The 22,460-nt window shown below is 43.4% G+C and carries 27 protein-coding genes and 1 pseudogene; 20 read left to right on the top strand and 8 right to left on the bottom strand.

Going from position 1 to position 22,460, the window contains the following annotated elements; all coding sequences use genetic code 11:
- Positions 1-106: 106 nt before the first annotated feature.
- Complete coding sequence (gene ivbL / locus GOL65_RS03085) at positions 107-202, bottom strand: ilvB operon leader peptide IvbL (protein ID WP_108899406.1); 96 nt, start codon at positions 200-202, stop codon at positions 107-109.
- Between the two features lie 346 nt (positions 203-548).
- Between ivbL and GOL65_RS03080 the strand changes: the two genes are divergently transcribed.
- The 12 genes and pseudogenes from GOL65_RS03080 (at position 549) to GOL65_RS03025 (ending at position 10,169) form a co-directional block, all read left to right on the top strand.
- Positions 549-977, top strand: coding sequence for a universal stress protein (locus GOL65_RS03080; RefSeq protein WP_140918727.1), 429 nt, complete (start codon positions 549-551; stop codon positions 975-977).
- Positions 978-1,471: 494 nt separating this feature from the next.
- Positions 1,472-2,734 (top strand): putative DNA modification/repair radical SAM protein, encoded by a 1,263-nt coding sequence (locus tag GOL65_RS03075; protein WP_140918726.1) that lies wholly within the window; start codon positions 1,472-1,474, stop codon positions 2,732-2,734.
- A 9-nt stretch (positions 2,735-2,743) separates the two neighbouring features.
- Positions 2,744-3,508 carry a TIGR03915 family putative DNA repair protein gene (locus GOL65_RS03070; RefSeq protein ID WP_140918725.1) on the top strand — a complete coding sequence of 255 codons (765 nt, stop codon included), beginning with the start codon at positions 2,744-2,746 and terminating at the stop codon, positions 3,506-3,508.
- Between the two features lie 46 nt (positions 3,509-3,554).
- Positions 3,555-4,397, top strand: a complete 843-nt coding sequence (locus GOL65_RS03065) for a Rossmann-like and DUF2520 domain-containing protein (protein ID WP_179038153.1) — start codon at positions 3,555-3,557, stop codon at positions 4,395-4,397.
- The gene (panB, locus tag GOL65_RS03060) at positions 4,394-5,239 is read left to right on the top strand and encodes a 3-methyl-2-oxobutanoate hydroxymethyltransferase (protein WP_140918723.1); all 846 of its coding nucleotides are present in this window, start codon (positions 4,394-4,396) and stop codon (positions 5,237-5,239) included. The genes GOL65_RS03065 and panB overlap by 4 nt, the downstream gene beginning before the upstream one ends.
- A gap of 23 nt (positions 5,240-5,262) precedes the next feature.
- Positions 5,263-6,111 (top strand): pantoate--beta-alanine ligase, encoded by an 849-nt coding sequence (gene panC / locus GOL65_RS03055; protein ID WP_140918722.1) that lies wholly within the window; start codon positions 5,263-5,265, stop codon positions 6,109-6,111.
- Between the two features lie 25 nt (positions 6,112-6,136).
- A complete protein-coding gene (gene panD, locus GOL65_RS03050; RefSeq protein WP_456085568.1) occupies positions 6,137-6,517 on the top strand; it encodes an aspartate 1-decarboxylase in 381 nt (126 codons plus the stop codon).
- A gap of 143 nt (positions 6,518-6,660) precedes the next feature.
- A complete protein-coding gene (locus GOL65_RS03045) occupies positions 6,661-6,936 on the top strand; it encodes a metal/formaldehyde-sensitive transcriptional repressor (protein WP_140918721.1) in 276 nt (91 codons plus the stop codon).
- Between the two features lie 61 nt (positions 6,937-6,997).
- Positions 6,998-8,115: pseudogene (locus GOL65_RS03040) on the top strand (S-(hydroxymethyl)glutathione dehydrogenase/class III alcohol dehydrogenase).
- Positions 8,116-8,190: 75 nt separating this feature from the next.
- The gene (gene fghA / locus GOL65_RS03035; RefSeq protein WP_179038152.1) at positions 8,191-9,039 is read left to right on the top strand and encodes an S-formylglutathione hydrolase; all 849 of its coding nucleotides are present in this window, start codon (positions 8,191-8,193) and stop codon (positions 9,037-9,039) included.
- Between the two features lie 133 nt (positions 9,040-9,172).
- The gene (locus GOL65_RS03030) at positions 9,173-9,514 is read left to right on the top strand and encodes a hypothetical protein (protein WP_140918720.1); all 342 of its coding nucleotides are present in this window, start codon (positions 9,173-9,175) and stop codon (positions 9,512-9,514) included.
- 16 nt (positions 9,515-9,530) lie between these two features.
- Entirely contained in the window at positions 9,531-10,169 is a 639-nt protein-coding gene (locus tag GOL65_RS03025; RefSeq protein ID WP_140918719.1) for an NUDIX hydrolase N-terminal domain-containing protein, read from the top strand.
- Between the two features lie 52 nt (positions 10,170-10,221).
- Here GOL65_RS03025 and yidA read toward each other — a convergent pair whose 3' ends face one another.
- From yidA to GOL65_RS03005, 4 genes are all read right to left on the bottom strand, one after another.
- Positions 10,222-11,031 (bottom strand): sugar-phosphatase, encoded by an 810-nt coding sequence (gene yidA, locus GOL65_RS03020; RefSeq protein WP_140918718.1) that lies wholly within the window; start codon positions 11,029-11,031, stop codon positions 10,222-10,224.
- A 62-nt stretch (positions 11,032-11,093) separates the two neighbouring features.
- Positions 11,094-11,522, bottom strand: a complete 429-nt coding sequence (gene arsC, locus GOL65_RS03015) for an arsenate reductase (glutaredoxin) (RefSeq protein WP_140918717.1) — start codon at positions 11,520-11,522, stop codon at positions 11,094-11,096.
- A 4-nt stretch (positions 11,523-11,526) separates the two neighbouring features.
- Complete coding sequence (locus GOL65_RS03010) at positions 11,527-12,816, bottom strand: arsenic transporter (RefSeq protein WP_140918716.1); 1,290 nt, start codon at positions 12,814-12,816, stop codon at positions 11,527-11,529.
- A 72-nt stretch (positions 12,817-12,888) separates the two neighbouring features.
- A complete protein-coding gene (locus GOL65_RS03005; RefSeq protein WP_140918715.1) occupies positions 12,889-13,230 on the bottom strand; it encodes a metalloregulator ArsR/SmtB family transcription factor in 342 nt (113 codons plus the stop codon).
- Between the two features lie 237 nt (positions 13,231-13,467).
- On the opposite strand from GOL65_RS03005, the gene GOL65_RS03000 reads away from it, so the two are divergent.
- The 6 genes from GOL65_RS03000 to GOL65_RS02975 all read left to right on the top strand — a co-directional run bounded on the left by GOL65_RS03000 (position 13,468) and on the right by GOL65_RS02975 (position 18,410).
- The gene (locus GOL65_RS03000) at positions 13,468-14,136 is read left to right on the top strand and encodes an FMN-dependent NADH-azoreductase (RefSeq protein WP_140918713.1); all 669 of its coding nucleotides are present in this window, start codon (positions 13,468-13,470) and stop codon (positions 14,134-14,136) included.
- Between the two features lie 71 nt (positions 14,137-14,207).
- A complete protein-coding gene (locus tag GOL65_RS02995; protein WP_140918712.1) occupies positions 14,208-14,729 on the top strand; it encodes an RrF2 family transcriptional regulator in 522 nt (173 codons plus the stop codon).
- Between the two features lie 164 nt (positions 14,730-14,893).
- Positions 14,894-16,354, top strand: coding sequence for an AMP nucleosidase (locus GOL65_RS02990; RefSeq protein WP_140918711.1), 1,461 nt, complete (start codon positions 14,894-14,896; stop codon positions 16,352-16,354).
- Positions 16,355-16,386: 32 nt separating this feature from the next.
- On the top strand, positions 16,387-16,776 hold the full coding sequence (locus GOL65_RS02985) for a VOC family protein (RefSeq protein WP_140918710.1): 390 nt from the start codon (positions 16,387-16,389) through the stop codon (positions 16,774-16,776).
- A 297-nt stretch (positions 16,777-17,073) separates the two neighbouring features.
- Complete coding sequence (locus GOL65_RS02980) at positions 17,074-17,898, top strand: alpha/beta hydrolase (RefSeq protein ID WP_218652001.1); 825 nt, start codon at positions 17,074-17,076, stop codon at positions 17,896-17,898.
- Between the two features lie 251 nt (positions 17,899-18,149).
- Positions 18,150-18,410: a hypothetical protein gene (locus GOL65_RS02975; protein ID WP_140918709.1), complete on the top strand. Its 261-nt coding sequence runs from the start codon at positions 18,150-18,152 to the stop codon at positions 18,408-18,410.
- Positions 18,411-18,453: 43 nt separating this feature from the next.
- Here the strand turns inward: GOL65_RS02975 and GOL65_RS02970 are convergent, their stop codons facing one another.
- The 3 genes from GOL65_RS02970 to GOL65_RS02960 all read right to left on the bottom strand — a co-directional run bounded on the left by GOL65_RS02970 (position 18,454) and on the right by GOL65_RS02960 (position 20,155).
- Positions 18,454-18,690 (bottom strand): hypothetical protein, encoded by a 237-nt coding sequence (locus GOL65_RS02970; RefSeq protein WP_140918708.1) that lies wholly within the window; start codon positions 18,688-18,690, stop codon positions 18,454-18,456.
- Positions 18,691-18,718: 28 nt separating this feature from the next.
- A complete protein-coding gene (locus tag GOL65_RS02965) occupies positions 18,719-19,273 on the bottom strand; it encodes a hypothetical protein (RefSeq protein WP_140918707.1) in 555 nt (184 codons plus the stop codon).
- Positions 19,274-19,354: 81 nt separating this feature from the next.
- Positions 19,355-20,155, bottom strand: coding sequence for a hypothetical protein (locus tag GOL65_RS02960; protein ID WP_218652000.1), 801 nt, complete (start codon positions 20,153-20,155; stop codon positions 19,355-19,357).
- Positions 20,156-20,362: 207 nt separating this feature from the next.
- Here GOL65_RS02960 and GOL65_RS02955 point away from each other — a divergent pair, with 207 nt between their 5' ends.
- Both GOL65_RS02955 and GOL65_RS02950 read left to right on the top strand, forming a co-directional pair.
- Positions 20,363-21,799, top strand: a complete 1,437-nt coding sequence (locus GOL65_RS02955; protein ID WP_140918706.1) for a DKNYY domain-containing protein — start codon at positions 20,363-20,365, stop codon at positions 21,797-21,799.
- Between the two features lie 310 nt (positions 21,800-22,109).
- Positions 22,110-22,439 (top strand): hypothetical protein, encoded by a 330-nt coding sequence (locus tag GOL65_RS02950; RefSeq protein WP_140918705.1) that lies wholly within the window; start codon positions 22,110-22,112, stop codon positions 22,437-22,439.
- Positions 22,440-22,460 lie beyond the last annotated feature (21 nt).

Below are 22,460 nucleotides of genomic sequence, written 5' to 3'. Positions count from 1 at the left end.
TTCCTTTACGTTAGGCCGGGCACTCGGGGCAGGGAGTCTATAAAGCAGAAACCCCGCCCGGTTTGCGCCGGCGGGGTTTCGAAATCGTTACGTTGATTAGGACCCGTTACGGCGCACTGCCGACGACCACCACCACACGCACGACGACCACCGCGGCAGGTTGCGCGGTAAGGAGAAGAGTCGAAGTGAATTGAGATGGCATCACAGGGTTTACCTTTTCAATATATAAAATGTCAGTACCGTTAATAAAAGCACAGCGATGAAACATGCACAACCCGGTTTGATTAATTTTTTTGATTAGACATAAAAAGTGAGAGGTTTATCACTGTATAGCAGGGAGCCTCACAATGTTCTCTTCATTTGATGCGGGTTATCTTCAACTCCTCATTTAAGTTCATCTTAACCAATTTCAGAACAAGGCTATTTTTCATACAAATTGATTTCGTGCATTGATAGTTCAATAAGTTAACCAGCTCACAACAGATTATTCATTTCTCCGATATAATTAAATAGATGATCCAGGTATACAAAAAATAGGAGCGTGCAGCATGTACAAATCTATTTTAGTACCCGTAGATATCATGGAAGACGAATTAACCCGCAAAGCATTGGAATACGCGGTGCATTTGGCGAAACAGTCAGACGCTAAAATCCGGCTGCTTCATGTATTTCCCATGTCAACATCCATCATTAATTCTTATGAGTTAGGCTATATGGAGCTGCAAGATAAAGCGGCCGTTAAAGCCAAGAAAAAACTGGAAGAAATCTCATCCACTATCGACCTGCCTAAAGATCGCGTCTCTTATTCAATGAGTTTTGGATCTGTCAGAGATGAGATTGTCGAGGTCACCGAGCAGATCGGCGCTGACTTAATTGTCATTGGCTCCAAACGACCTAATATAAAAACACACTTATTAGGTTCTAATGCTTCCAGTATTGTTCGTTATGCAACCACATCAGTGCTTATTGTAAGGTAAGTCGGGTTGTTCACCATTCAGTGATGGGCTGTCGGATGATGGCTCATCATATATATTTATTTTGTTTATTTGTTGATAAATCGGCTGTTGAGGATATTCCGACCGGGATAACATCGAGCCTATATTGATAGTGTGTCCGGTCGGAAAACAATTTGTACTTAACATTGGAGTGTATCGGGCCTGGCCGGGCTAGGGGCAGTTATGAAACACCTAGCGGTGTTTCACCCTTCGGGCCAGCGCAAGCGCTGTTCAAACAGGCTTTGCCTGTTTGTCCGGCAGCTAAAGCTGCTACGACCCCTACGCCCGTCCCTCCCGATGATAGACTATGGTTGTCCAGAGGTATAAAAGTGAACTATTAAGTCTTTTTATCAGTTTGATTCAATTTATGTTGTTACTTTTCTCACTGACTTCTGTTGCTCTGGTTATTATCATATATTGATAGCTGTATATTTATACAGTATATTGGTGGTAAATGATAACGCCCGGAGATCGACATGAAAGAGAGTGTACTTCACAAGCTGACCATTCTGGCGGAGTCAGCGAAATATGATGTGTCCTGTTCGTCCAGTGGAACCACGCGGCGTAATAAAGCAGGGATGACAGGCAGCACCAGCGGTTGGGGAATTTGTCACAGCTTTACTGAAGATGGCCGCTGCGTATCGTTGCTTAAAATATTGCTAACTAACTTTTGCCTGTTTGATTGCGCTTACTGTGTTAACCGTCGCAGTAACGATATTGAACGGGTGGCTTTTACACCCGGAGAGTTAGCGGAACTCACGATTGAATTTTATCGGCGTAACTATATTGAAGGGCTGTTTCTTAGTTCGGGCGTGATAAAGAGTCCGGATCACACTATGGAGAAGATGCTGCGGGTAGTGAAAGATCTACGCACAGTTCACCACTTCAATGGTTATATCCATATGAAAACCATTCCGGGTGCCAGTCAGGAACTGGTTTATCAGGCAGGATTGTACGCCGATCGCCTGAGTGTGAATCTTGAGATCCCTCTGGAACAGGACCTGAAACTGCTGGCACCAGAAAAAGATCATCAAAGTGTGTATAAGCCAATGCACTATATTCAGCAGGGCATGGTGCAGAGCCTGGAAGAGCGACGGAAATTTCGTTCAGCTCCCCGTTTTGCGCCAGCAGGGCAAAGTACTCAAATCATCGTTGGTGCAGCTAAAGATAATGATAAAGATATTCTGCATCTCTCATCCGCGTTGTATCAGCGCCAAAGCATGAAACGCGTTTATTACTCCGGATATATCCCGGTGAATACCTATGATAAACGCTTACCGGTAGTGAAAGATCCCTGTCTGAAGCGAGAGAATCGTTTGTATCAGGCGGACTGGCTAATGCGTTTTTATCAATTTAATGCCAATGAGATTCTGGATGATAAAAGTCCTTATCTTGATTTGGATATGGACCCTAAACTGGCCTGGGCAATTCGTCATCCGGAACGTTTTCCGGTTGATGTGAATACGGCAGATTACGCTACTATTTTGCGCATTCCCGGCGTGGGAGTGAAGTCGGCGAAAATGATTATGGTGGCCCGAAAACATGGGCGCTTAAATCTGAATGGATTAAAGAAAATTGGCGTAGTGTTAAAACGAGCCCGGTACTTTATTACCAATAACGAGCTACCGCATTACACCATTCATGAAGCAACCCCGGAGTATGTAAAAAGTGTGTTGCGAGATACGCCATTATTACCATCACCTGCACAGCAACAGCTGTCATTCGGTTTTACTGATTAGGAGAAAACGATGTCTATTTTCTACTATGACAAAACTTTCGATGGCTTGTTAAGTGTAGTATTTGATGCCTATAAGATTAAGCATTTTCCGCAGGCGCTCCTGGCAGAAGGTGATATTGAACCGATGTTTATGGAGAGGGTTCACACGACAGTCACCGATCCGAATAAATCCGATCGGGTATGGGCGGCATTGGGTAAAAAGTTATCCAGACAGGCATTGAACCATATTCATCATGTGTGGCAATCAGATCTGCCTGAAGCAGACCATCTGATATTCCGTTATATCCGTAAAGTGATTGATGCACCCCATTCGATTGAAACACACTTTGCTGATGAAGATGTGATGGCTATGCTAAAACTGGCCAAAAAGGTCAGTAAAGACACCATGTATTTGATTGAGTTTGTGCGCTTTCAGAAAACTAAAGAGAACATCTTTTTTGCTCCGGTAGCTCCGGACTACAATACTTTGCCATTAGCTCTTCATCACTTTATTGATCGCTTTGCCGATCAGCATTGGGCGCTATATGACATTCGCCGCGGATACGGTTTTTATTATAATTTGCAACGAGTTGAAGAAATTATATTGCCGGACGAGAATACGTTGATTGATGGGAAAATTAATCCAACGTTATTAGCGGAAGATGAGCAGCAATTTCAGACGCTGTGGCGAAACTATTTTAAAGCAATAACCATTAGAGAAAGAATCAATAAGCGACAACAACGCCAACATATGCCAGCGCGCTTTTGGCATTTACTACCGGAAATGCAAAATTAACGCTATGGTATAGCCCTGCAAATAGACAAAATGTCGGGTGACGCTTTTGAATATAGGGTTTATCGGAGCCGGGAAGGTAGGTTTTACCTTAGGCAAATATTTTGCCAGTCGGGGCATTAACGTTGTTGGTTACTATAGCCGTAATCTGGATGATGCTCAGGCAGCGGCAAGCTTCACCAATAGCCAGTTTTTCAGTCAACTCTCTTCTTTACTTCAGGCTTGCGATACGCTGTTTTTAACCGTACCGGATACCTCTATTGCAACACTTTGGCAAGAACTGAAGCAGTATCCCATTGCGGGGAAAAATATTTGCCACTGTAGTGGAGCATTATCATCATCAGTGTTTGATGGTCTTGAACAATATGGTGCCTGTGGATATTCCGTTCATCCTGTTTATGCCATTCATGACAGACTTCATTCTGTTGAATCTCTACCTGCGGTCTATTTTACCGTTGAAGGTAGCCAAACTAATCTGATAAAAATAACCACACTTATTGAGTCTCTTGGTAATTCGGTAAGAACCATGAATGCAGAAAACAAAGCGTTGTACCACGCTGCTTCTGTTATGGTTAGCAATTTAGTGATTGGTTTGACTAAAATAGGTTCCGATATTTTTCAGCAGTGTGGATTCGATCGGGAATTTTCAGATAAAGCCTGGAATGCCTTATTTCTTGGCAACGCTGAAAATATCTGTTCTTCGGGCATGGTTAACGCATTAACCGGACCTCTGGAAAGAGGTGATGCGATGACGATTCGCCATCACCTTGAAGCGTTAGGTGAGCAGGAACGTAGTATTTATATTGGCTTATCACAGGTTTTATTAACGGTAGCCAAACGAAAGAATCCGGACCGGGATTACTCATTCATTGAAGCGGAGTTAAAAAAGTGAAAAACACCGTTGTGACCTTACAACAGCAAAAAATCAGTCGCGACAAAATCACCATGTTAACGGCCTATGACTTTTCAACCGCTAAACTGATGGATGATTCGGGAATTAATGCGTTATTGGTGGGTGATTCTCTGGGGATGGTTATGCTGGGCTATGACGACACGCTGGCCGTGACGATGGAAGATATGATTCATCATAGTAAAGCCGTTGCCAGAGCTGCTAAACGTGCGTTAGTGGTAACCGATATGCCGTTTATGTCTTACCAGATTTCCGTGCAGGATGCGTTGTATAACGCAGGCCGACTGGTAAAAGAAGGCCATGCTCAGGCGGTTAAGCTGGAAGGGGGTGAAGAGGTTTGTCCACAGATTAAAGCTATCACTCAGGCCGCGATTCCCGTGATGGGACATTTAGGATTAACGCCACAATCGGTTAATGCATTTGGTGGATTTAAAGTGCAAGGGCGCGATGAAGAAGCGGCGCGCCGAATTGTCCATTCAGCGCTGGCGGTTGAACAAGCTGGCGCATTTGCGGTGGTGTTGGAGTGCGTCCCCGCCGCGTTGGCCGTTCTGATTTCAGAATGTCTGACAATACCTACCATCGGTATTGGTGCCGGAGCAGGATGTGATGGTCAGGTACTGGTTTATCAGGATATGTTGGGATTATATGGTGGAATTACACCGAAATTCGCCAAACAGTTCAATAACGTTGGCGAACAAATGAAAACGGGTTTTGAAAGTTACATCAGGGAAACCAAGTCAGGCAGTTTCCCGGCAGAAGAGCATATTTTCCGTATCGATGATGCAATTATGGAAAAACTTCAACTGGAGTTTTCCCGCGTATAACGGGTATCAACAGGAGAGACACTTTGGTTCAGATAGTCACAACCATTCAGCAAGTAAGGGAAACGGTTAAGGCCTGGAAAAAGGCCGGACTACAGGTTGGTCTGGTACCGACCATGGGATATCTGCATGAAGGCCACCAAAGTCTGATGACTCAGGCAAAAGCAGAGAATGACAGAGTAGTGACCTCAATCTTTGTTAATCCCATGCAGTTTGGGCCAACGGAAGATTTAGCCAGCTATCCGCGAGATCTTGATAAAGACAGTCTGCTTTGCCAACAGGCTGGCGTGGACTTGATTTTCCACCCGCGAGCTGAAGAGATGTATTCGGCCAATTTTTGCAGTTTTGTTGATATGACAGGCCTGACCGAAGAGCTGTGCGGACGTAGCCGTCCAATCCATTTTCGTGGAGTCTGTACGGTGGTGAGCAAGCTTTTCAACATTGTTCAGCCCGATCGCGCCTATTTTGGACAAAAAGATGCGCAGCAACTGGCGGTAATTCGCCAAATGGTCAACGATCTGAATATTGATGTTCAGGTGGTTGGTTGTCCAATTATCCGTGAACATGACGGCCTGGCTAAAAGTTCACGTAACAGTTATTTAAATGCAGAACAGCGTCAGGCAGCACTTTGTCTGTATCGTGCCATTCAGTTGGGTCGAAAGCTGATGCAGCAGGGTGAAAAGCAGTGTTCGGTGATTATCTCCCAAATGGAGAACTGCATTTTGCAGGAACCGATGGCCAAAATTGACTATATCTCTATTGTTGATGCCAGTAAGTTGACGCCGGTTGAAACTATTGACGCACCGGTTCTGTGTGCCATGGCGGTTTACATTGGTAAAACGCGCTTAATTGATAACTTTGTGTTTGATCTTTGAATAAGAGGCAGTCATGGAATTAACCATGTTAAAAAGCAAGATCCATCGGGCAACAGTGATTCAGGCTGAACTGGACTATATTGGCAGCATTACTGTTGATCAGGATCTGTTAGATGCCTCAGGCATTCTGGAGTATGAAAAGGTTCAAATTGTGAATATCAATAACGGTAGCCGATTTGAAACCTATACTATTTCAGGCAAAAGAGGCAGCGGTCTGATTTGTCTTAATGGCGCCGCCGCCCGCCATGTGCAGGTGGGTGATAAAGTGATCATCATGTGTTATGCCCAACTGACACCAGAAGAGGCGAAGACCCATCAGCCTAAAGTGGTGTTTGTGGACGATGACAATGGCGTTATTCGAATTTCCCGTTATGAAAAGCACGGTCGCTTAGAAGACCTGGCTTAATCTCTCTGTATTGTGGTCTGAGTCTTCAGGCCACAATGCTGTCAGAATTTCTTTTATTAATCACTCAGTTATTAGCGATGCAGTTTGCTCAATTTATTATATTAATATAGTATACCCCCCTATACTATATAGAGGGCGATACCATGCCAAAGTTGGATGCTGATAAAAAACGAATCCTTACCCGGGTACGTAAAATTAAAGGGCAGGTGAAGGCGTTAGAAAAAGCGCTGGAGTCCGGTAAAGAGTGCCAGTTGCTGTTACAGCAAATAGCCTCATTTCGCGGGGCGGCCAATGGCTTAATGAACGACATTTTAGAGACCCATCTGCGTGATGAGCTGCGGGAGATACTCCCTTCAGGCGAGCTACAATCCACTAAGGTTGATGAACTTGCCGGTCTTATTCATTCCTATCTGAAGTAACTATTTCTACCGAACCAGTCTGATGTTACTGGTTCTAAATAAATGTTGATGGAGAAACCTTATGAAATCTCGTGCTGCTGTGGCTTTCGAAGCCGGAAAACCGTTACAGATTGTTGAAATTGACGTTGCTCCACCAAAGAAAGGCGAAGTCTTAGTGCGTATCACCCATACTGGCGTGTGTCATACGGATGCCTTTACGCTATCCGGTGACGATCCGGAAGGGTTTTTCCTGCAGTATTAGGCCATGAAGGCGGTGGTATTGTGGTTGAGATTGGTGACGGTGTCACGTCATTAAAGCCCGGCGATCATGTGATTCCTCTGTATACCGCCGAATGTGGTGAGTGTAAGTTCTGTAAATCAGGTAAAACCAACCTGTGTCAGGCGGTACGAGCCACTCAGGGCAAAGGCTTAATGCCTGATGGAACAACCCGATTCTCCTACAATGGCCAGCCTATTTATCACTATATGGGCACCAGTACATTCAGTGAGTACACAGTTGTGGCAGAAATCTCTCTGGCAAAAATCAATCCTGAAGCTCCGTTGGAGAAGGTTTGCTTGCTGGGTTGTGGTGTCACCACCGGTATTGGCGCCGTACACAATACTGCGAAAGTTAAAGCTGGAGATACAGTCGCTATCTTTGGTTTAGGAGGTATTGGTCTGGCAGCTATACAAGGTGCGGTACAGGCTAAAGCCGGTCGTATTATTGCCATTGATATCAACCAGGACAAATTTGAACTGGCTAAAGAGATGGGAGCGACAGACTGCATTAATCTTAAAGATTACGATAAACCTATTCAGGACGTGATTGTTGAAATGACCGATGGTGGTGTGGATTACAGTTTCGAATGTATAGGTAATGTCGATGTGATGCGTTCAGCGCTGGAGTGCTGCCATAAAGGTTGGGGCGAAAGCGTCATTATTGGCGTAGCCGGTGCTGGTCAGGAGATTCGTACACGTCCATTCCAACTGGTTACCGGACGTGTATGGCGCGGCTCAGCTTTTGGTGGTGTAAAAGGTCGCAGCCAGCTACCTGGCATGGTCGAACAGGCGATGAAAGGTGATATTCAGCTTGATCCATTCATTACCCATACTTTACCGCTGGAAGAGATTAATCAGGCATTTGATCTGATGCATGAAGGTAAGTCTATTCGTACCGTTATCCACTTTGGCGATAAGTAGTGATTACCCGATGGAGCGCAGGTTTATTGCCGCGCTCTGCTTCAGTATCGCTAAAATTATCAAAGGAGCTTTTAGATGCAGAATGAATTAGAGCTTATTGAGCAACATAAGGTGTTTGATGGTTGTCAGCGGCGCTATCGCCACCATTCATCCACCCTTAGCTGCGCGATGACCTTCAGCCTGTTTATTCCTGATTCATCCCGTTGGCCATCGCCGCCATTGTTATGGTGGCTGTCAGGATTAACCTGTAATGATGAAAATTTTACCACTAAGGCTGGCGCACAGCGTATTGCTGCCCGACTGGGGATTGCGATAGTCATGCCGGATACCAGTCCCAGAGGGGAAGCGGTGGCAGATGTCAGCCAGTGGGACTTAGGTCAGGGAGCTGGATTCTATCTCAATGCTACCCAACAGCCCTGGGCCGGGCATTACAGAATGTATGACTATTTGCGAGATGAACTTTCTCACCTCTTAAGCAATAAGTTAGGTTTTAACGGACCTCAATCCATTTCTGGTCACTCGATGGGGGGGCATGGTGCCTTGGTGATGGCGTTACGTAATCCGGAACGTTTCTGTTCGGTTTCGGCGTTTTCACCCATCGTTAATCCAACGGCCGTTCCATGGGGACAAAATGCATTCCAGACCTATTTAGGCGAGGATCGCCAGAGCTGGCAACAATGGGATGCCTGTGAACTGTTAAAATACTATCAGGGAAAAGCCATTCCCATGCTGGTAGATCAAGGGGATAACGATAGCTTTCTTGGCGAGCAGCTTCAGCCGGAAGGCTTAGCGCAGGTTGCTGCTGATATCGACTATCCGTTAACCCTGCGTATGCAGCAAGGTTATGACCACAGCTACTATTTTATCGCCAGCTTTATTGAACAACACCTTGAGTTTCATATGAAACATTTGCAACAAGCATAATGGTGACGTTGTAACTAAAATGTTATCCGGTGGCCATCATTGTGCCGGATAACTTCCCTTATCCTGCTGTAAAATGCCCATCATACTGCTAACATAATGCTACTTTGCTTTCAGATTCCTTCATCAGGTCACTATGCGTTATAGCCATATTTTGTTCGATTATGAATGCCTGCCCGATAATGCCGGTTTGCTGTTACAGCAGTTAAAACAGCAAAATTGCAGGGTGGATATACTCTGTTCTGAACATGCTCAGTTTGATCGGTCTTTATCTCAATACGCTGAGGTTATACGTTTTGATTTTCAATCAGGTGATTTACCGCAAACCGATCAGAATAAATCCGGAACCTTATGGATTGGCGCATCCGGTGAGAGTGCCAGGCTGGCGTCGGAAGCAGGGATAGATTTTGCTTTAGCTTTATGGGGCTGTCATTCAGTCAGGCATATTTACGCCACATCACTATCTCAATTTACCTAATGATATTTTTCTGATTTTGAAGCAGAAACCAGCTGAATCAGATGAAATACGCTGGTTAAAGTGGGCAATTGAGCTGCAGTTTATTGGTCAGACGGGATGTCACTACTCTCAGGACGTTTACGATCGGGAGCGTTTTGAACGCATTCGTGAGCTGTCGGCTGAGATTGTCAGCCAGTATAGCGGCCTGCCAATGGCCCATGTCACTAATGTATTCTGTAATGAAACTGGTTTCCAAACCCCGAAACTGGACTGTCGGGCAGCGATATTTGAGCAGGGAAAAATATTACTGGTCAAAGAAAATAGCGGTTATTGGTCTTTACCGGGAGGATGGGTGGATGTGAATCAGTCTATCCGGGCTAATACGGTAAAAGAGGTGAAGGAAGAGGCGGGACTGGATGTTATCGCTACCCGATTAATTGCGCTACAGGATCGCAATCTTCATAACACGCCAGTTTATGCCTATGGTATCTGCAAAGTTTTTGTTCAGTGCGAAGTGATTGGCGGCCATTTTGTTGCCAACAGCGAAACATTAGAAAGCGGCTGGTTTGGTCTGGAACAACTGCCTGAACTCTCAGAAGATAAAACCACGGTACAGCAAATTGCTTTATGTTTTGAAGCCTGTCGCACCGAAAACTGGCAGCCGGTATTTGACTGACTGTCGTAGGGGAAATCGCATCATGATTTCCCCTGGATAAATATTCCAGCGGTCAGGCTAAAAATTTCTCAATGGCAAATGCCACGCCATCTTGCTGGTTGGTGCGGGTGACAAATTGCGCATGTTGCTTAATTTCGTCAGACGCATTTCCCATGGCAACCCCAATACCCGCAAACTTAAGCATCGGTAAATCATTATGGTGATCGCCAATACACATCACTTCTGATTGCTGGATATTTAGCTGTTGGGATAAGAATTTAACCGCGGCTCCTTTGTCGACATCTTTGTGCAGCACTTCCAGAAAGAAAGGAGAACTTTTTACCAGGGTGTATTTGTCATGGTAACTGGCAGGAATTTTTTCTATCGCGGCATCCAGAACCTTTGGATGGTCAATAAACATCATTTTGGGGAACATCAGGTCTGGGTTCATTTCATCAATTGGGCAGTAGATTAACGGAACATGACTGAGGAAGGCTTCCCGTACAGTATAAGTGCTGATATCCCGATTTGGTGTATAAAGAGCATCGTAAGTTAGAGCATGAAAATGAATATTAAGATGCAGAGACAGGGCGCTAACATGGTTATAATCTTCAATGGATAACAGTGTTTGCTTAATGACTTCACCGTTGCTCGCGTGTTGCACTAATCCACCATTATAAGAAATACAGTAACAGCCAGCTTTATTCAGCCCTAACTCTTCTATATATCCCCGCATACCGCTATAAGGGCGTCCTGAAGCTAAAACAATATGAACACACTGAGATTGCGCCTGACTCACCGCCTGTTTTACAGCGGGAGAAATGGTCTTATCATCCTGAAGCAGTGTGTCATCCAGATCGATGGCGATTAATTTTACGGTCATGACGTTCCCTTACACAATAGGCTGAAAGATTAGCGAAAGAGACAGATTGCTAATGAGTATTGTTACTTAATAATCCGATTACCCTGTTCATCAATTATCTGTTCGCCGTCTTCTTTGGTGAACGCAGCTGATTGGCGATCCGGTAATATTTCCAGTACCACTTCAGAAGGGCGACAAAGTTTAGTTCCCAGTTCAGTAATCACTATTGGACGGTTAATCAGAATGGGGTATTGCAGCATAAAATCAATAATCTGGCTATTGTTCCAGTGCGCTTGCGATAGATTTAATGTTTCATAAGGTTCGACATTTTTACGCAACAGCTCTCGGGGTGACATTTGCAGATCTTCAATTATGTTAAGTAATTCGGTGCGGCTGGGGGGATTTTCCAGATAAAAAATAATCGTTGGCTCAACACCGCTATTACGGATTAATGCCAGAGTATTACGCGAGGTTCCGCAAGCAGGGTTATGATAAATAGTAATTTTTCGCATAGTTTTATACCAAAAATGAGAGGCGAATTGCCAGTGCAATTAACGTTATCAAAAGAACGGGAAACGTCATAATGATACCAACCCGGAAATAATAGCCCCAGGTAATGGTGAGATTTTTCTGTGCTAATACATGCAGCCAGAGCAGCGTCGCCAGACTACCAATAGGCGTAATTTTGGGGCCAAGATCGCAGCCAATAACATTGGCATAAATCATCGCCTGCTTTATTACGCCCGTTGCCGAACTGCCTTCAATTGAAAGGGCGCCAACCAACACTGTTGGCATATTATTCATTATTGCTGACATTAACGCGGTTAGAAAACCAGTACCCAGTGTGGCAGCCCATAATCCCTGTTCGGCCAACAGATCTAAAATTTGAGAAAGGTAATAGGTAAGCCCTGCATTGCGTAAGCAATAAACCACCAAATACATACCTAGTGAGAAGATAACTATCTGCCATGGTGCGCCACGGATCACCTTACCGGTATCAATAATCCGGCTTCGTCGTGCAATAATCCAAAGAGTAATAGCACCGACCGATGCCACCAGACTGACCGGGATTCCTAAATGATTTAAGCCAAAAAATCCAATCAGTAACAGGGCTAAAATTAGCCACCCGGCTTTAAAGGTTTTCCGATCCCGTATTGCCTCTTCAGGTAACTTTAATAACTTCATGTCGTAGCTAGCGGGGATCGATCGGGTAAAGAAGCAGTGAAGCATGATTAATGTTGCCAGAATAGCCACGATATTGACCGGAACCATAACGGCAGCATAATTGCTGAAGCTAATATTAAAATAGTCGGCTGATACAATATTAACCAGATTTGATACCACCAAAGGCAAACTGGCGGTATCAGCTATAAATCCTGCCGCCATTACAAATGCTAATGTAGCACCACGACTGAATCCTAATGCCAGAAGCATTGCAATAACAATTGGCGTTAATATTAAGGCTGCACCATCGTTAGCGAACAGCGCAGCTACTGCAGCACCCAATAAAACAATATAGGTAAAAAGCCTCTTACCATTACCATTTCCCCAACGGGCAACATGTAATGCCGCCCATTCAAAAAAGCCTGATTCATCCAGCAACAGACTGATGATAATCACTGCGATAAAGGCTGTGGTAGCATTCCAGACAATGTTCCAGACAACGGGAATATCGTTCAGATGAACCACTCCGGTCATTAAAGCCAGAAGGGCACCAAGGGTGGCACTCCAGCCAATACCTAATCCTCTTGGCTGCCAGATAACCAAAGTAATTGTGAGAAGAAAAATGCTAAGTGCCAACCACATAAAATCTCCATGAATATTATTGGTGCTTTAACTTTATATATATGAATAAACGAATATGTATAGATAAAAAATTTATCGACAACGAGTCTGTTTATTCTCTGTTAATACTGAATAACGAACTGCTTTTATTTGATTAAGCTCGCTGCTATAGGCTTGCTCAATAATATTACCAGCCCACAGCGGTATATTGGGTGAAAGGCGGTAGTGAATCCATTTACCTTCACGACGATCGAGCAGAATGCCCGTTTCTCTGAGCATGGCTAAATGTCGGGATATTTTTGGCTGAGGTAGTTTAAGGATTTCACATAACTCACAAACGCAAAGCTCATGGGAATCTTTCAATAATAATACGATTGTCAGACGAGTCTCATCTGACAATATTTTGAACAATTGAAGTGGTGTTAATGGCCCCATAATGAATACCCGATTAGGTGAAATCCAAGAGATTATCATACGGTGATAAATATCAGAGTCAAACAAAACATATCTGTTTTAACGAATATGATTGAATGGTGGTGTTTATCGCTTCATTGGATCTGAATCAGAAAAATTCCTCTTGTCGTAAAACATAAAAAGGAATATCTTAACTACGACAAAAATAGTCGTAGTTAATTTTAAGCATTCATTCTCAATTAAGCATATGGAACACAAATGAAAATATTACATATTGATGCGAGCTCAAAATTCCACCAGTGGTCTAACTCACGTGCACTGGGACGTTATTTTCTTCAGCAACTGAAAAGTAATGGTGTTGAGTTCGACATTGATTATCTCGATGTAACCGAGGATGTTCAGCCTCACGTTTCCGCAGAGTTTGTGCAGGCAACCTATACGCCTAAAGAGGAGCGGACAGAGAGAATGCATGAGGTATTGGCTTCATCTGACGCCATGTGTCAGAGAGTAATGGATGCTGATGTACTGGTATGTGCAATGCCAATGTACAACTGGACCATTCCATCAACATTTAAGACATTTATTGATGCTATTACCCGTACTAACGTGACTTACGATTTACTGGCGGATGGTTCTACCGTTGGTAAACTGGGTGATAAGAAAGTGCTGTTCATTACTACTCGCGGTGCTGATTTACGTCAGGGTTCACCTTATAGTCATATGGATGCCATGACTCCGGTACTTAAAGCGGCTTTTGCCTTTATTGGTGTAGAAGCTCCGCAGTTTGTTGATGCTCAACCACTGCAATTTACCGTTGCCGAGGCTCGTGAAGCCGCATTAGTTCGCGCCCATAATGACCTGGACCAACTGGCCACAGAGTGGGCAACCAGTATGGCTAAGTGCAACCAGCCAGAAATGGCGGTATAAGCAGGACACCAAAAGCGTTCTGCGGTAGACTTTAGCGCAGCAATAACAGGTTTAATTATTCAGGGGGAGTCATGGCGTTTGTCAGTTCGGGGGTTGAGTATGCACTGCATTGTTTGTTGTATATTAGCCAGCGTGACGGAATCAAAGAAGCAAACGTGCGCGATCTCGCTGAATTGCAGGGAGTTCCTGTCGACTTTTTAGCCAAGATTTTTACTAAACTAAAAAAGTCCGGCATTGTGAATTCAACGGAAGGAGCCAGAGGTGGCTTTCATCTGGCTCGTTCACCTGAATCTATCTCGGTTAAGGATGTGGTTGAAGCCGTTGATGGTAATAAGGGGTTATTTGAGTGCAAAGAGATACGTGAGCGCTGTGCGGTATTTGATCGGCAAGCGCCTCAGTGGGCAACTGAAGGTGTATGTTCAATTCATCGTATTATGTTAGAAGCAGAACAGGCCATGCGGCAGGTTTTCTCCCAGCACACGCTGGCAACGCTCTCTGCGTCTACTAATAAAAAAGCACCGGCTGAATTTAATCAGCAAATTATACAATGGTTTGAATCCCGGCCTTCAAATCAACGTGCATCATCTGAATGATTGCTGTTCCTCTCTGATTTTGAATTTTTAAAATCGCTGCGCTGTAGGAAAATTAACTACAGCGCTTATTTATCAAAAACTTCCACTGATAAATAAGCTATTCTATTATTATCACAACCCACTTAATTTAGTGACTGTCTCCATTTGCCCTTAAAGGAGCTCTCTTGAATCAGCAACCATTTAATACCCGTCTTACGGCTTCTGAAGCCATCGATAAACTCGAACAACAATATGAATCCGCCTTGAGTGCATTGCGTAGCGCCATTGGTGCTTTTATTCAGCAGGGAACCTTGCCTGACCCTAAAGCCAGAGAGCAGGGGTTATTTTCCTATCCTCAACTGCGGGTTTGTTGGGATGGTAAATTTCAGGAACATTTACGCACTCGTGCTTACGGGCGCTTTGCTCATCCGGGGCAATACACCACCACCATAACTCGCCCGGATCTGTTTCGTCGCTATCTGACGGAACAGTTAGGATTGCTGGAACATGATTATGTTGCCATTTTTGAGGTGACACCGTCACAGCAAGAGATACCTTATCCTTTTGTGATAGATGGCTCCGATCTGATGCTGGACCGCACCATGACGGCAGGGATTGTGCAGCACTTTCCCACTACCGATCTGGCGAAAATTGGTGATGATATTACTGATGGTTTGGCGAGTACGGGAGATACTTTCCCGTTATCTCACTTTGATGCGCTACGTACCGATTTCTCTTTAGCGCGGCTTAAGCACTACACCGGAACGCCAGTTGAACATGTTCAACCTTATGTTCTGTTTACCAACTATAGTCGCTATGTGGATGAATTTATCAGTTGGGCCTGCAAACAGATTCTTGATCCATCCAGCCCTTATCAGGCGCTATCATGCGCCGGTGGTAGCTATATTACTGCGGAAAACGCCGATCCGGAGAGAACGGCGTCAGATCTGGCCTGGAAAAAACATCAGATGCCGGCTTATCATCTTATTTCCTCTTCTGGTCAGGGAATCACACTGGTCAATATTGGCGTAGGACCTTCCAATGCCAAAACAATTTGTGACCATCTGGCAGTACTTCGTCCTCATGCATGGCTGATGATTGGTCATTGTGGCGGATTACGTGAAAGTCAAAGAATCGGCGACTATGTTTTAGCTCATGCTTATTTACGTGATGACCATGTTCTGGATGCGGTGTTGCCACCCGATATTCCCATTCCAAGTATTGCAGAAGTACAACGCGCCTTGTATGACGCCACTAAAGTGGTTAGTGGAATGCCTGGCGAAGAGGTAAAACTGCGGTTGAGAACCGGTACCGTTGTCACTACCGATGACCGTAACTGGGAACTGCGTTTTTCAGTATCTGCGCGACGCTTTAACCTGAGCCGTGCGGTTGCGGTGGATATGGAAAGTGCCACCATTGCCGCTCAGGGCTATCGCTTTCGGGTGCCTTACGGCACGCTGTTATGTGTTTCTGATAAACCGCTGCACGGAGAAATTAAACTGCCGGGTCAGGCGAACCATTTCTATGAAGGGGCTATATCAGAACATTTGCAAATCGGTATTCGCGCCATAGATTTACTGCGTGCAGAGGGCGATAAGCTACACTCGCGTAAGTTACGCACCTTTAACGAGCCGCCATTTCGTTAAAAAGCGGCGATAGAACAGTCAGGAGGTTTAGGATGTTCTCTTATATCATGCTGGGTACTAACCATCTTCCTACGGCGATTGCATTTTACGATCCGCTGATGGAGATTTTGGGTCATCCTCGCGGTGGCAGTAATGATGAAGGGGCTTCATGGGGGACATTCAGTGACAACCACAGTGTTGGTTTGTGTGTCGGTCGCCCATTTAATCAAGAAAAAGCCACAACAGGTAACGGCGTAATGGCCGCTTTTAATGCACCGGATATTCATACTATCGATCGTTTGCATGCTGTCGCGCTTGCCAATGGCGGCACCAGTGAAGGTGCGCCTGGTTTTCGTCCTCAATATGGTGAAGGATTTTACAGCGCTTATGTGCGCGACCCTGACGGTAATAAACTGGCGTTTGTCTATTACGTAAAAAACTAATAGTAAGGTTCTGTTGAATACGGCAAAAGCCGGGAAGGGGTTGGTCTGGCTCAAATGGATTCCCTGAAGAGTCCTAATAATGGGAGCAGCTCTGTTATATAAGTCTCCTATCAGACCAATCCGATACTTCCTGTCAATATAACTGTCATCATTTTGATTCATCTCATCATTTAATTCTTCAAAAAGTATTTCAAAGGGAGAGAAGCGCAGTTAGCGTCAAGAATTAACCCTCAACATATGAAAGGATATGAAAATGTATTACACATGCAACGCATCCATTGTTTGAGGATAATAATTATGAGTAAAAATCTGTACAGAAATATGAATAGAGAAGAGCTTGATGCTGCATATAATAATACCAAAGCAGCAGCTAACTTCCCTGAGTTATTACGTGAATTCCAGGCATGTAGCGTTCGAACCTACAATACATACAACTGGGTACGCGACCTGAGATATGGCGATAAACCTCGTGAACGTTACGATTTTCTATCATGTGGGCTTAATAAAGCGCCAACATATCTGTTTATTCATGGTGGTTATTGGAGTAACTGCACAAAGGAAGATTTTGCCTTTATTGCTGAAGGACCGCTTGCTCACGGAATGAATGTTATTCTGGCAGAGTATACGCTAGCCCCAGAGGCAACAATGACGGAAATTGTTAAACAAATAGGGATGTTAATTGAACGTGTCATAACCGATACAGATAACCTCGGAATCGTTGGCAATCCTTTATATTTGGCTGGGCATTCTGCCGGGGGACATTTGTCGGCGTTATATCGTTCTCACGCGAAAGTATCAAAGATCCATATGATTAGTGCCTTAGTAGATCTGGAACCGATAAGTTTAAGCTGGCTTCAGGACAGTTTAAATCTGACAACTGATGAGATTAATTTGTACAGTCCATTGTTACATATTCAAAAAGGTGCGCCCACTCTGATTAGTGTGGGTGCTGGGGAGTTAAGCGAACTGGTACGCCATTCGACAGATTACGCAGTCGTTTGTGAAAATATTGGTGAGACCGTAGGGCTCATCCACTTACCGAAAGCGACACATTTCTCAATGCTAAACGATCTGGCAGATCCTGATGGGTGGCAAATCAAGGCATTAATGCAAATACAATAACGCGATATGGTTTTACTGAGGCTTGTCTCAACAAGCCTATGCCTGTGTGTTTGTTGCCAAAAATACTAAACTCAACGATTATTGATTCGGATAATCGTTGATATTTCGCTCTAGTAAATAAATTGAAAGTCGTTTTTCCTCCCTGCTTTACTCAATCTTTTCACTTACTTTACCTTAAGCGGCATTGAGCATATTGGCTATTGCTCGTACTGTTAAACAGCCCAATAGGAGGCAGCAGAGGGAGAAAAAAAATGAAAACAGGGCTGAGAAATTCAATGATTGGTGCCGTTTGTTTATCGATGGTAGGGTGCGCAAATATGGATTCAGATGACGTCACATCAGCCGGGTTAATCATTGGGCTAGTTGGCATTGCAGCAGCAGTAATGTTACTGGATAGCGACAGTGACGATGACGACAGGCATCATCATCGGGATAGACCGAAAGGCAGAGAGAATTCTTATCAGGGCCATCATAAGTGCCGCGATGGGCGTTCTTGCTACAGGCCAAGATAGAAGGCGATAGGAAATTTAATCTCTAGCCGGCCAACAGCCTTGATCAGGCGCGGGGGCGAATACCAAAGTATTCCAATATGCCGGTACCTGTTCTTTTAGAATAAAAACATCCGGTTTCATCGTTACACTCACCGGTATAAATGGCTAAACGCCAGCGAACTTCCGGGCTTTCGTTACAATATCGTCCGGTGCCAATGCGGGCGTAATAGATAACGTAAAAGATCATTGCAAACAGTACGGCAGACAGTATCGCAATGATAAATCTTCTTTTTCTGAGCATAAGATATCCCTGTAGTAGTACCGTTAAATTACTCTTTTTCTAATAACTTGCCGTATTGTTCGATAAAATCTATCAACATCTGTGCTCTGGTATCAAGATAATACAGCGTTGGGCCATTAGTGACAATTTTCCAGGGAGCTTTATCAAATTCGCACTTATCATCATTACTATCATAATAACGTTTAGCCGCATTAATCTTTATGGCATATGCGCTGGCCTGTTGTTCGGTTTCAAAACTTAAAACATATAAATGGAAATCAGGATAAACATTGCCAATCGGGGATTTTATTGGGAAAGTGCGGTTAAAATAGAAATGGCGGACACCGGAACCGGTGAAACGATAATCTTCTTTAGTTTCACAGCGATAAAATGCAAGAGTTTCAGAAGAAGAGCGTTGTTCTGTGGTGAAGTTATCTTTCTCTAATTGTTTAAATAAACGTTCCAGAGATGGGGGATTATCTCCCTGATGAGTTAACAGGATCTGATGCTGCCGTGATGGGAACAGGGTAAACCAAATAATAACTGCAATAATAGCAGTCAATACCAGTGCAATAGCCCATCGCCGTTTTTTAAAAGCATCCATAATAAGTATTCCTTTATATTTCCTGACTAAAAATATTCAGGAACAAACGCTGGTTAATTTCACCAATAATCATTACTTACTTTATTGAGTAGCAAATAACCCTTTAGCACTTTTAACACTAATTTTCTGATATTTAGCATAGGCTTGTGCAACCGCTTCGCGAGTTTGTTCCGGGGAATGCTTTTTAATCCAGGAATCGACTAACGCGTTCAGAATATAGGCTTCCGGTGCCATAAAGTTGGTGGTCATCATTGCCGGACGAATGCCTGTTTTTTCAAACTGAGGCAGGAAATAGGGCTTACTTTTACAGGCAAATACGGCGGCTTGCCTTTGGGCGTTCTGATTTCTGTTTTTCTCATTAGTTATCTCTGGCGCAGTTAAATTAAGCTGAGCAATTGAATAATCCATCAGGCCATTGTGGCCAATATAAACCACCATATCGGCACCGCCACCGGTATTGATAGATTTTTGTTGGATATCCATACTGCCTTTTTTAGCACCGCCAATATATTGATAAAAATCATCAATGGTTTGGCCGATATATTGACCATCATAGGCATCAGCTACCAGATAAACATCATCGGTTTTATGTTTAAAAACGATACGTTCCAGTATGTTTTTTTGTGGATTGGTAGAAGAGGTAACAAGTTGCCAGTTTGACTGTTTCTTTATGAAGGTTTTCACACCATAAGCTGCCCCCCAATACAGATTATTCACCGGGTCTTGTCCATTGCCAATTTTTTCCGGCACCGGAACGATTCCCTGATATTTGTTATCACACAGGGCAACCACAACATGAACCACACGGGTCTTGGCTAACAGGGACAGACTATTGGTGAATAAAAATGAGCATAACAGTAGGTAGGTAAATTTCTTCAGCATATTCGTCACTCTTCCGATGATATATTGGCGAACAAAACAGAAATAATAGTCATGTACTTAACGATCTGATTCAGAGCAAAAACAGATGGTGATTATACGTGAATGTTTATCTGGTCTATTAATGATTTTGTCTCAAATATCTGAACCCGTGTATTATATAGCAGCACAATAGCGGGATGTTATTGGAATCAGGTAAAGGAAAACCAAATGATCGTTGAGACGTCAAAAGTCAGAAAATTTCCCCGCACATTTTGGGTAAGACTGTTTGTCATTTTCTCTATTTTACTGGGACTGCTGTTCTCAATACTTATCTTTACCAACCTTTGGCGAGACTCAGACTCCAGCGATTTTGGGCATAGCAGCAAGTCGCTCGGTGGACGTTATTACAGCTATCAGCAAAAAGTTTATGTCAATATTCCATTTCAGGGGTACAACTTATTACCCGGTGTAGATAGCAGCGATTTTCAGGTCTATTCTTCACCATATCTGGCGCCATTAGCCAAGAATAACCAATCGGTATTCTGCGGCACCCATATTATCCAGGGATTGCAGCCTGAGAGAGTAACCTATACTTCTCAGGGGTATATCAGCGATGGTGAGAAGACCTATTTTTGTAGTGAAGAACGCAAGAACCCTGACTATTACTGGTGGCACGAAATTGTACGCGATAAAGATTATGATAATCCTGACCGCCCAAGACGTCGGGATTTTATCCTAAGCCGCGTAGAAAATGTTATCTATGGCAATCTGAAAACCTGGGGACAGAATTATCTCTCTGATGGTCAACATCTGTTTTATGAAGGTGTGATGGTTGCTGCAGCCGATGGCAGTCGCATTCAATCTGTAAGCTATGGTCAGGGGCATCTGCAAGGCAGAATACATAATCGTTATCTGGCGGATAGTACTCGCGTTTATTATCAGGGGAAGCCTTTAATTGATGCCAGTCCGATTACTTTTAGTGCGTTCTCCCCGGATAGCGATCAGTGGCAAACCGATTACGGTTGGGATGCTAAAACAAATACCTACTATTTTGGCGCAATTTCTTTTCCGGATATTATTGATGGTAAAAAAACTCAAGGGTTAAGCCTGTTGGTCGCCGATCGCGATCGGGCAAATCACGAGTTATTCATCAACAATAATGGCGTTTTTTATTGGGATTATCAGAGTAAAAAATTTAAGTATGCCGGTTCAAATCCTTTTGGTTCAAATCATCCACAGCGGATTTCAGAGCATTACGCAGCAGGAATTTGGACCAACGCTAAAGATACGATTATTTTGTCCTCTTATGAGGTATGGGGTAAAAAGAGCAGGGGCTTAGTAAGTCGGAATACCGTACTTTCCATTTTGCCTGGCGTATCCTTGTCTGACTGGCATCTGGTTGAAACACTCGAACGTAATGGTAGGGTGACGGGAACCATATGGCAGGCTAAAGGTGACTATTACTTCTCATCAACCAGCGGTAAAAATATTGATATGGATGAATCACTCTATTTGGTGGTTGACTATCCATCCTTCAAACAGCGATTACAGCAAGAGAAACAGATAACCAGAAAGCTGAAGGAACAATATCTGCTTAGTGTTCGTGATATGCCGGAGGTTAATAATATTAGTCATGCTAATTCTTCTTATTCATTCTGGAAATAAAATAAGATATTACTTATTTAAAGTGAGTGTATTCTTATTTATATTGCTGAATCTTCACCTGCATTTAATTTAATGCTCAATGACTATCATATATTTATTTTTAATTAACAGTCATTTAATTTTATAAATTGAAATAATTTGAAATGTTTTTGGTGTTAATTAAATCATTGGACTACGCTTTATTATGTAGATGGTTTCATTTCAGAATGAATAGCGCCTAACCATATTTACCTAACGCCTGAATAATAACTATCTATTATTATATATTATATTGTTGAAATTATTTATTTTCTAAATAAGGAAACTTAATATGGCTATGCAAAAAATTGGTAAAATGAATCTTAAAAACTCTGGTGGTTTTGTTGCCCGAATTCAATATAGTTATATGGATGATAGCGGTGAAAAACATCTTACAAAACAAAGTAATGATATCACATTGGGACAGTCGAAAACTATTGCACCTGATGAGCTTGGCGTTCCTGATGGTTCAATGATATATATGCATGCGTTTGTTGTTTGGGGAACAGATAATGAAGCTCGCAGAGCATTTATATTCGAAAAAGGTAATACAACCACTGCTAATTATAATATTAGTGGCACTACATTAAATAATGATCTTGGACTGATTGACGTATCATAGTAACTCCTTGTTTTAATAAGT

The sequence above is a fragment of the Limnobaculum xujianqingii genome (genome assembly GCF_013394855.1).
Taxonomy (GTDB): Bacteria; Pseudomonadota; Gammaproteobacteria; order Enterobacterales; family Enterobacteriaceae; genus Limnobaculum; species Limnobaculum xujianqingii.
This window is presented reverse-complemented; position numbering and strand designations above follow the sequence as displayed.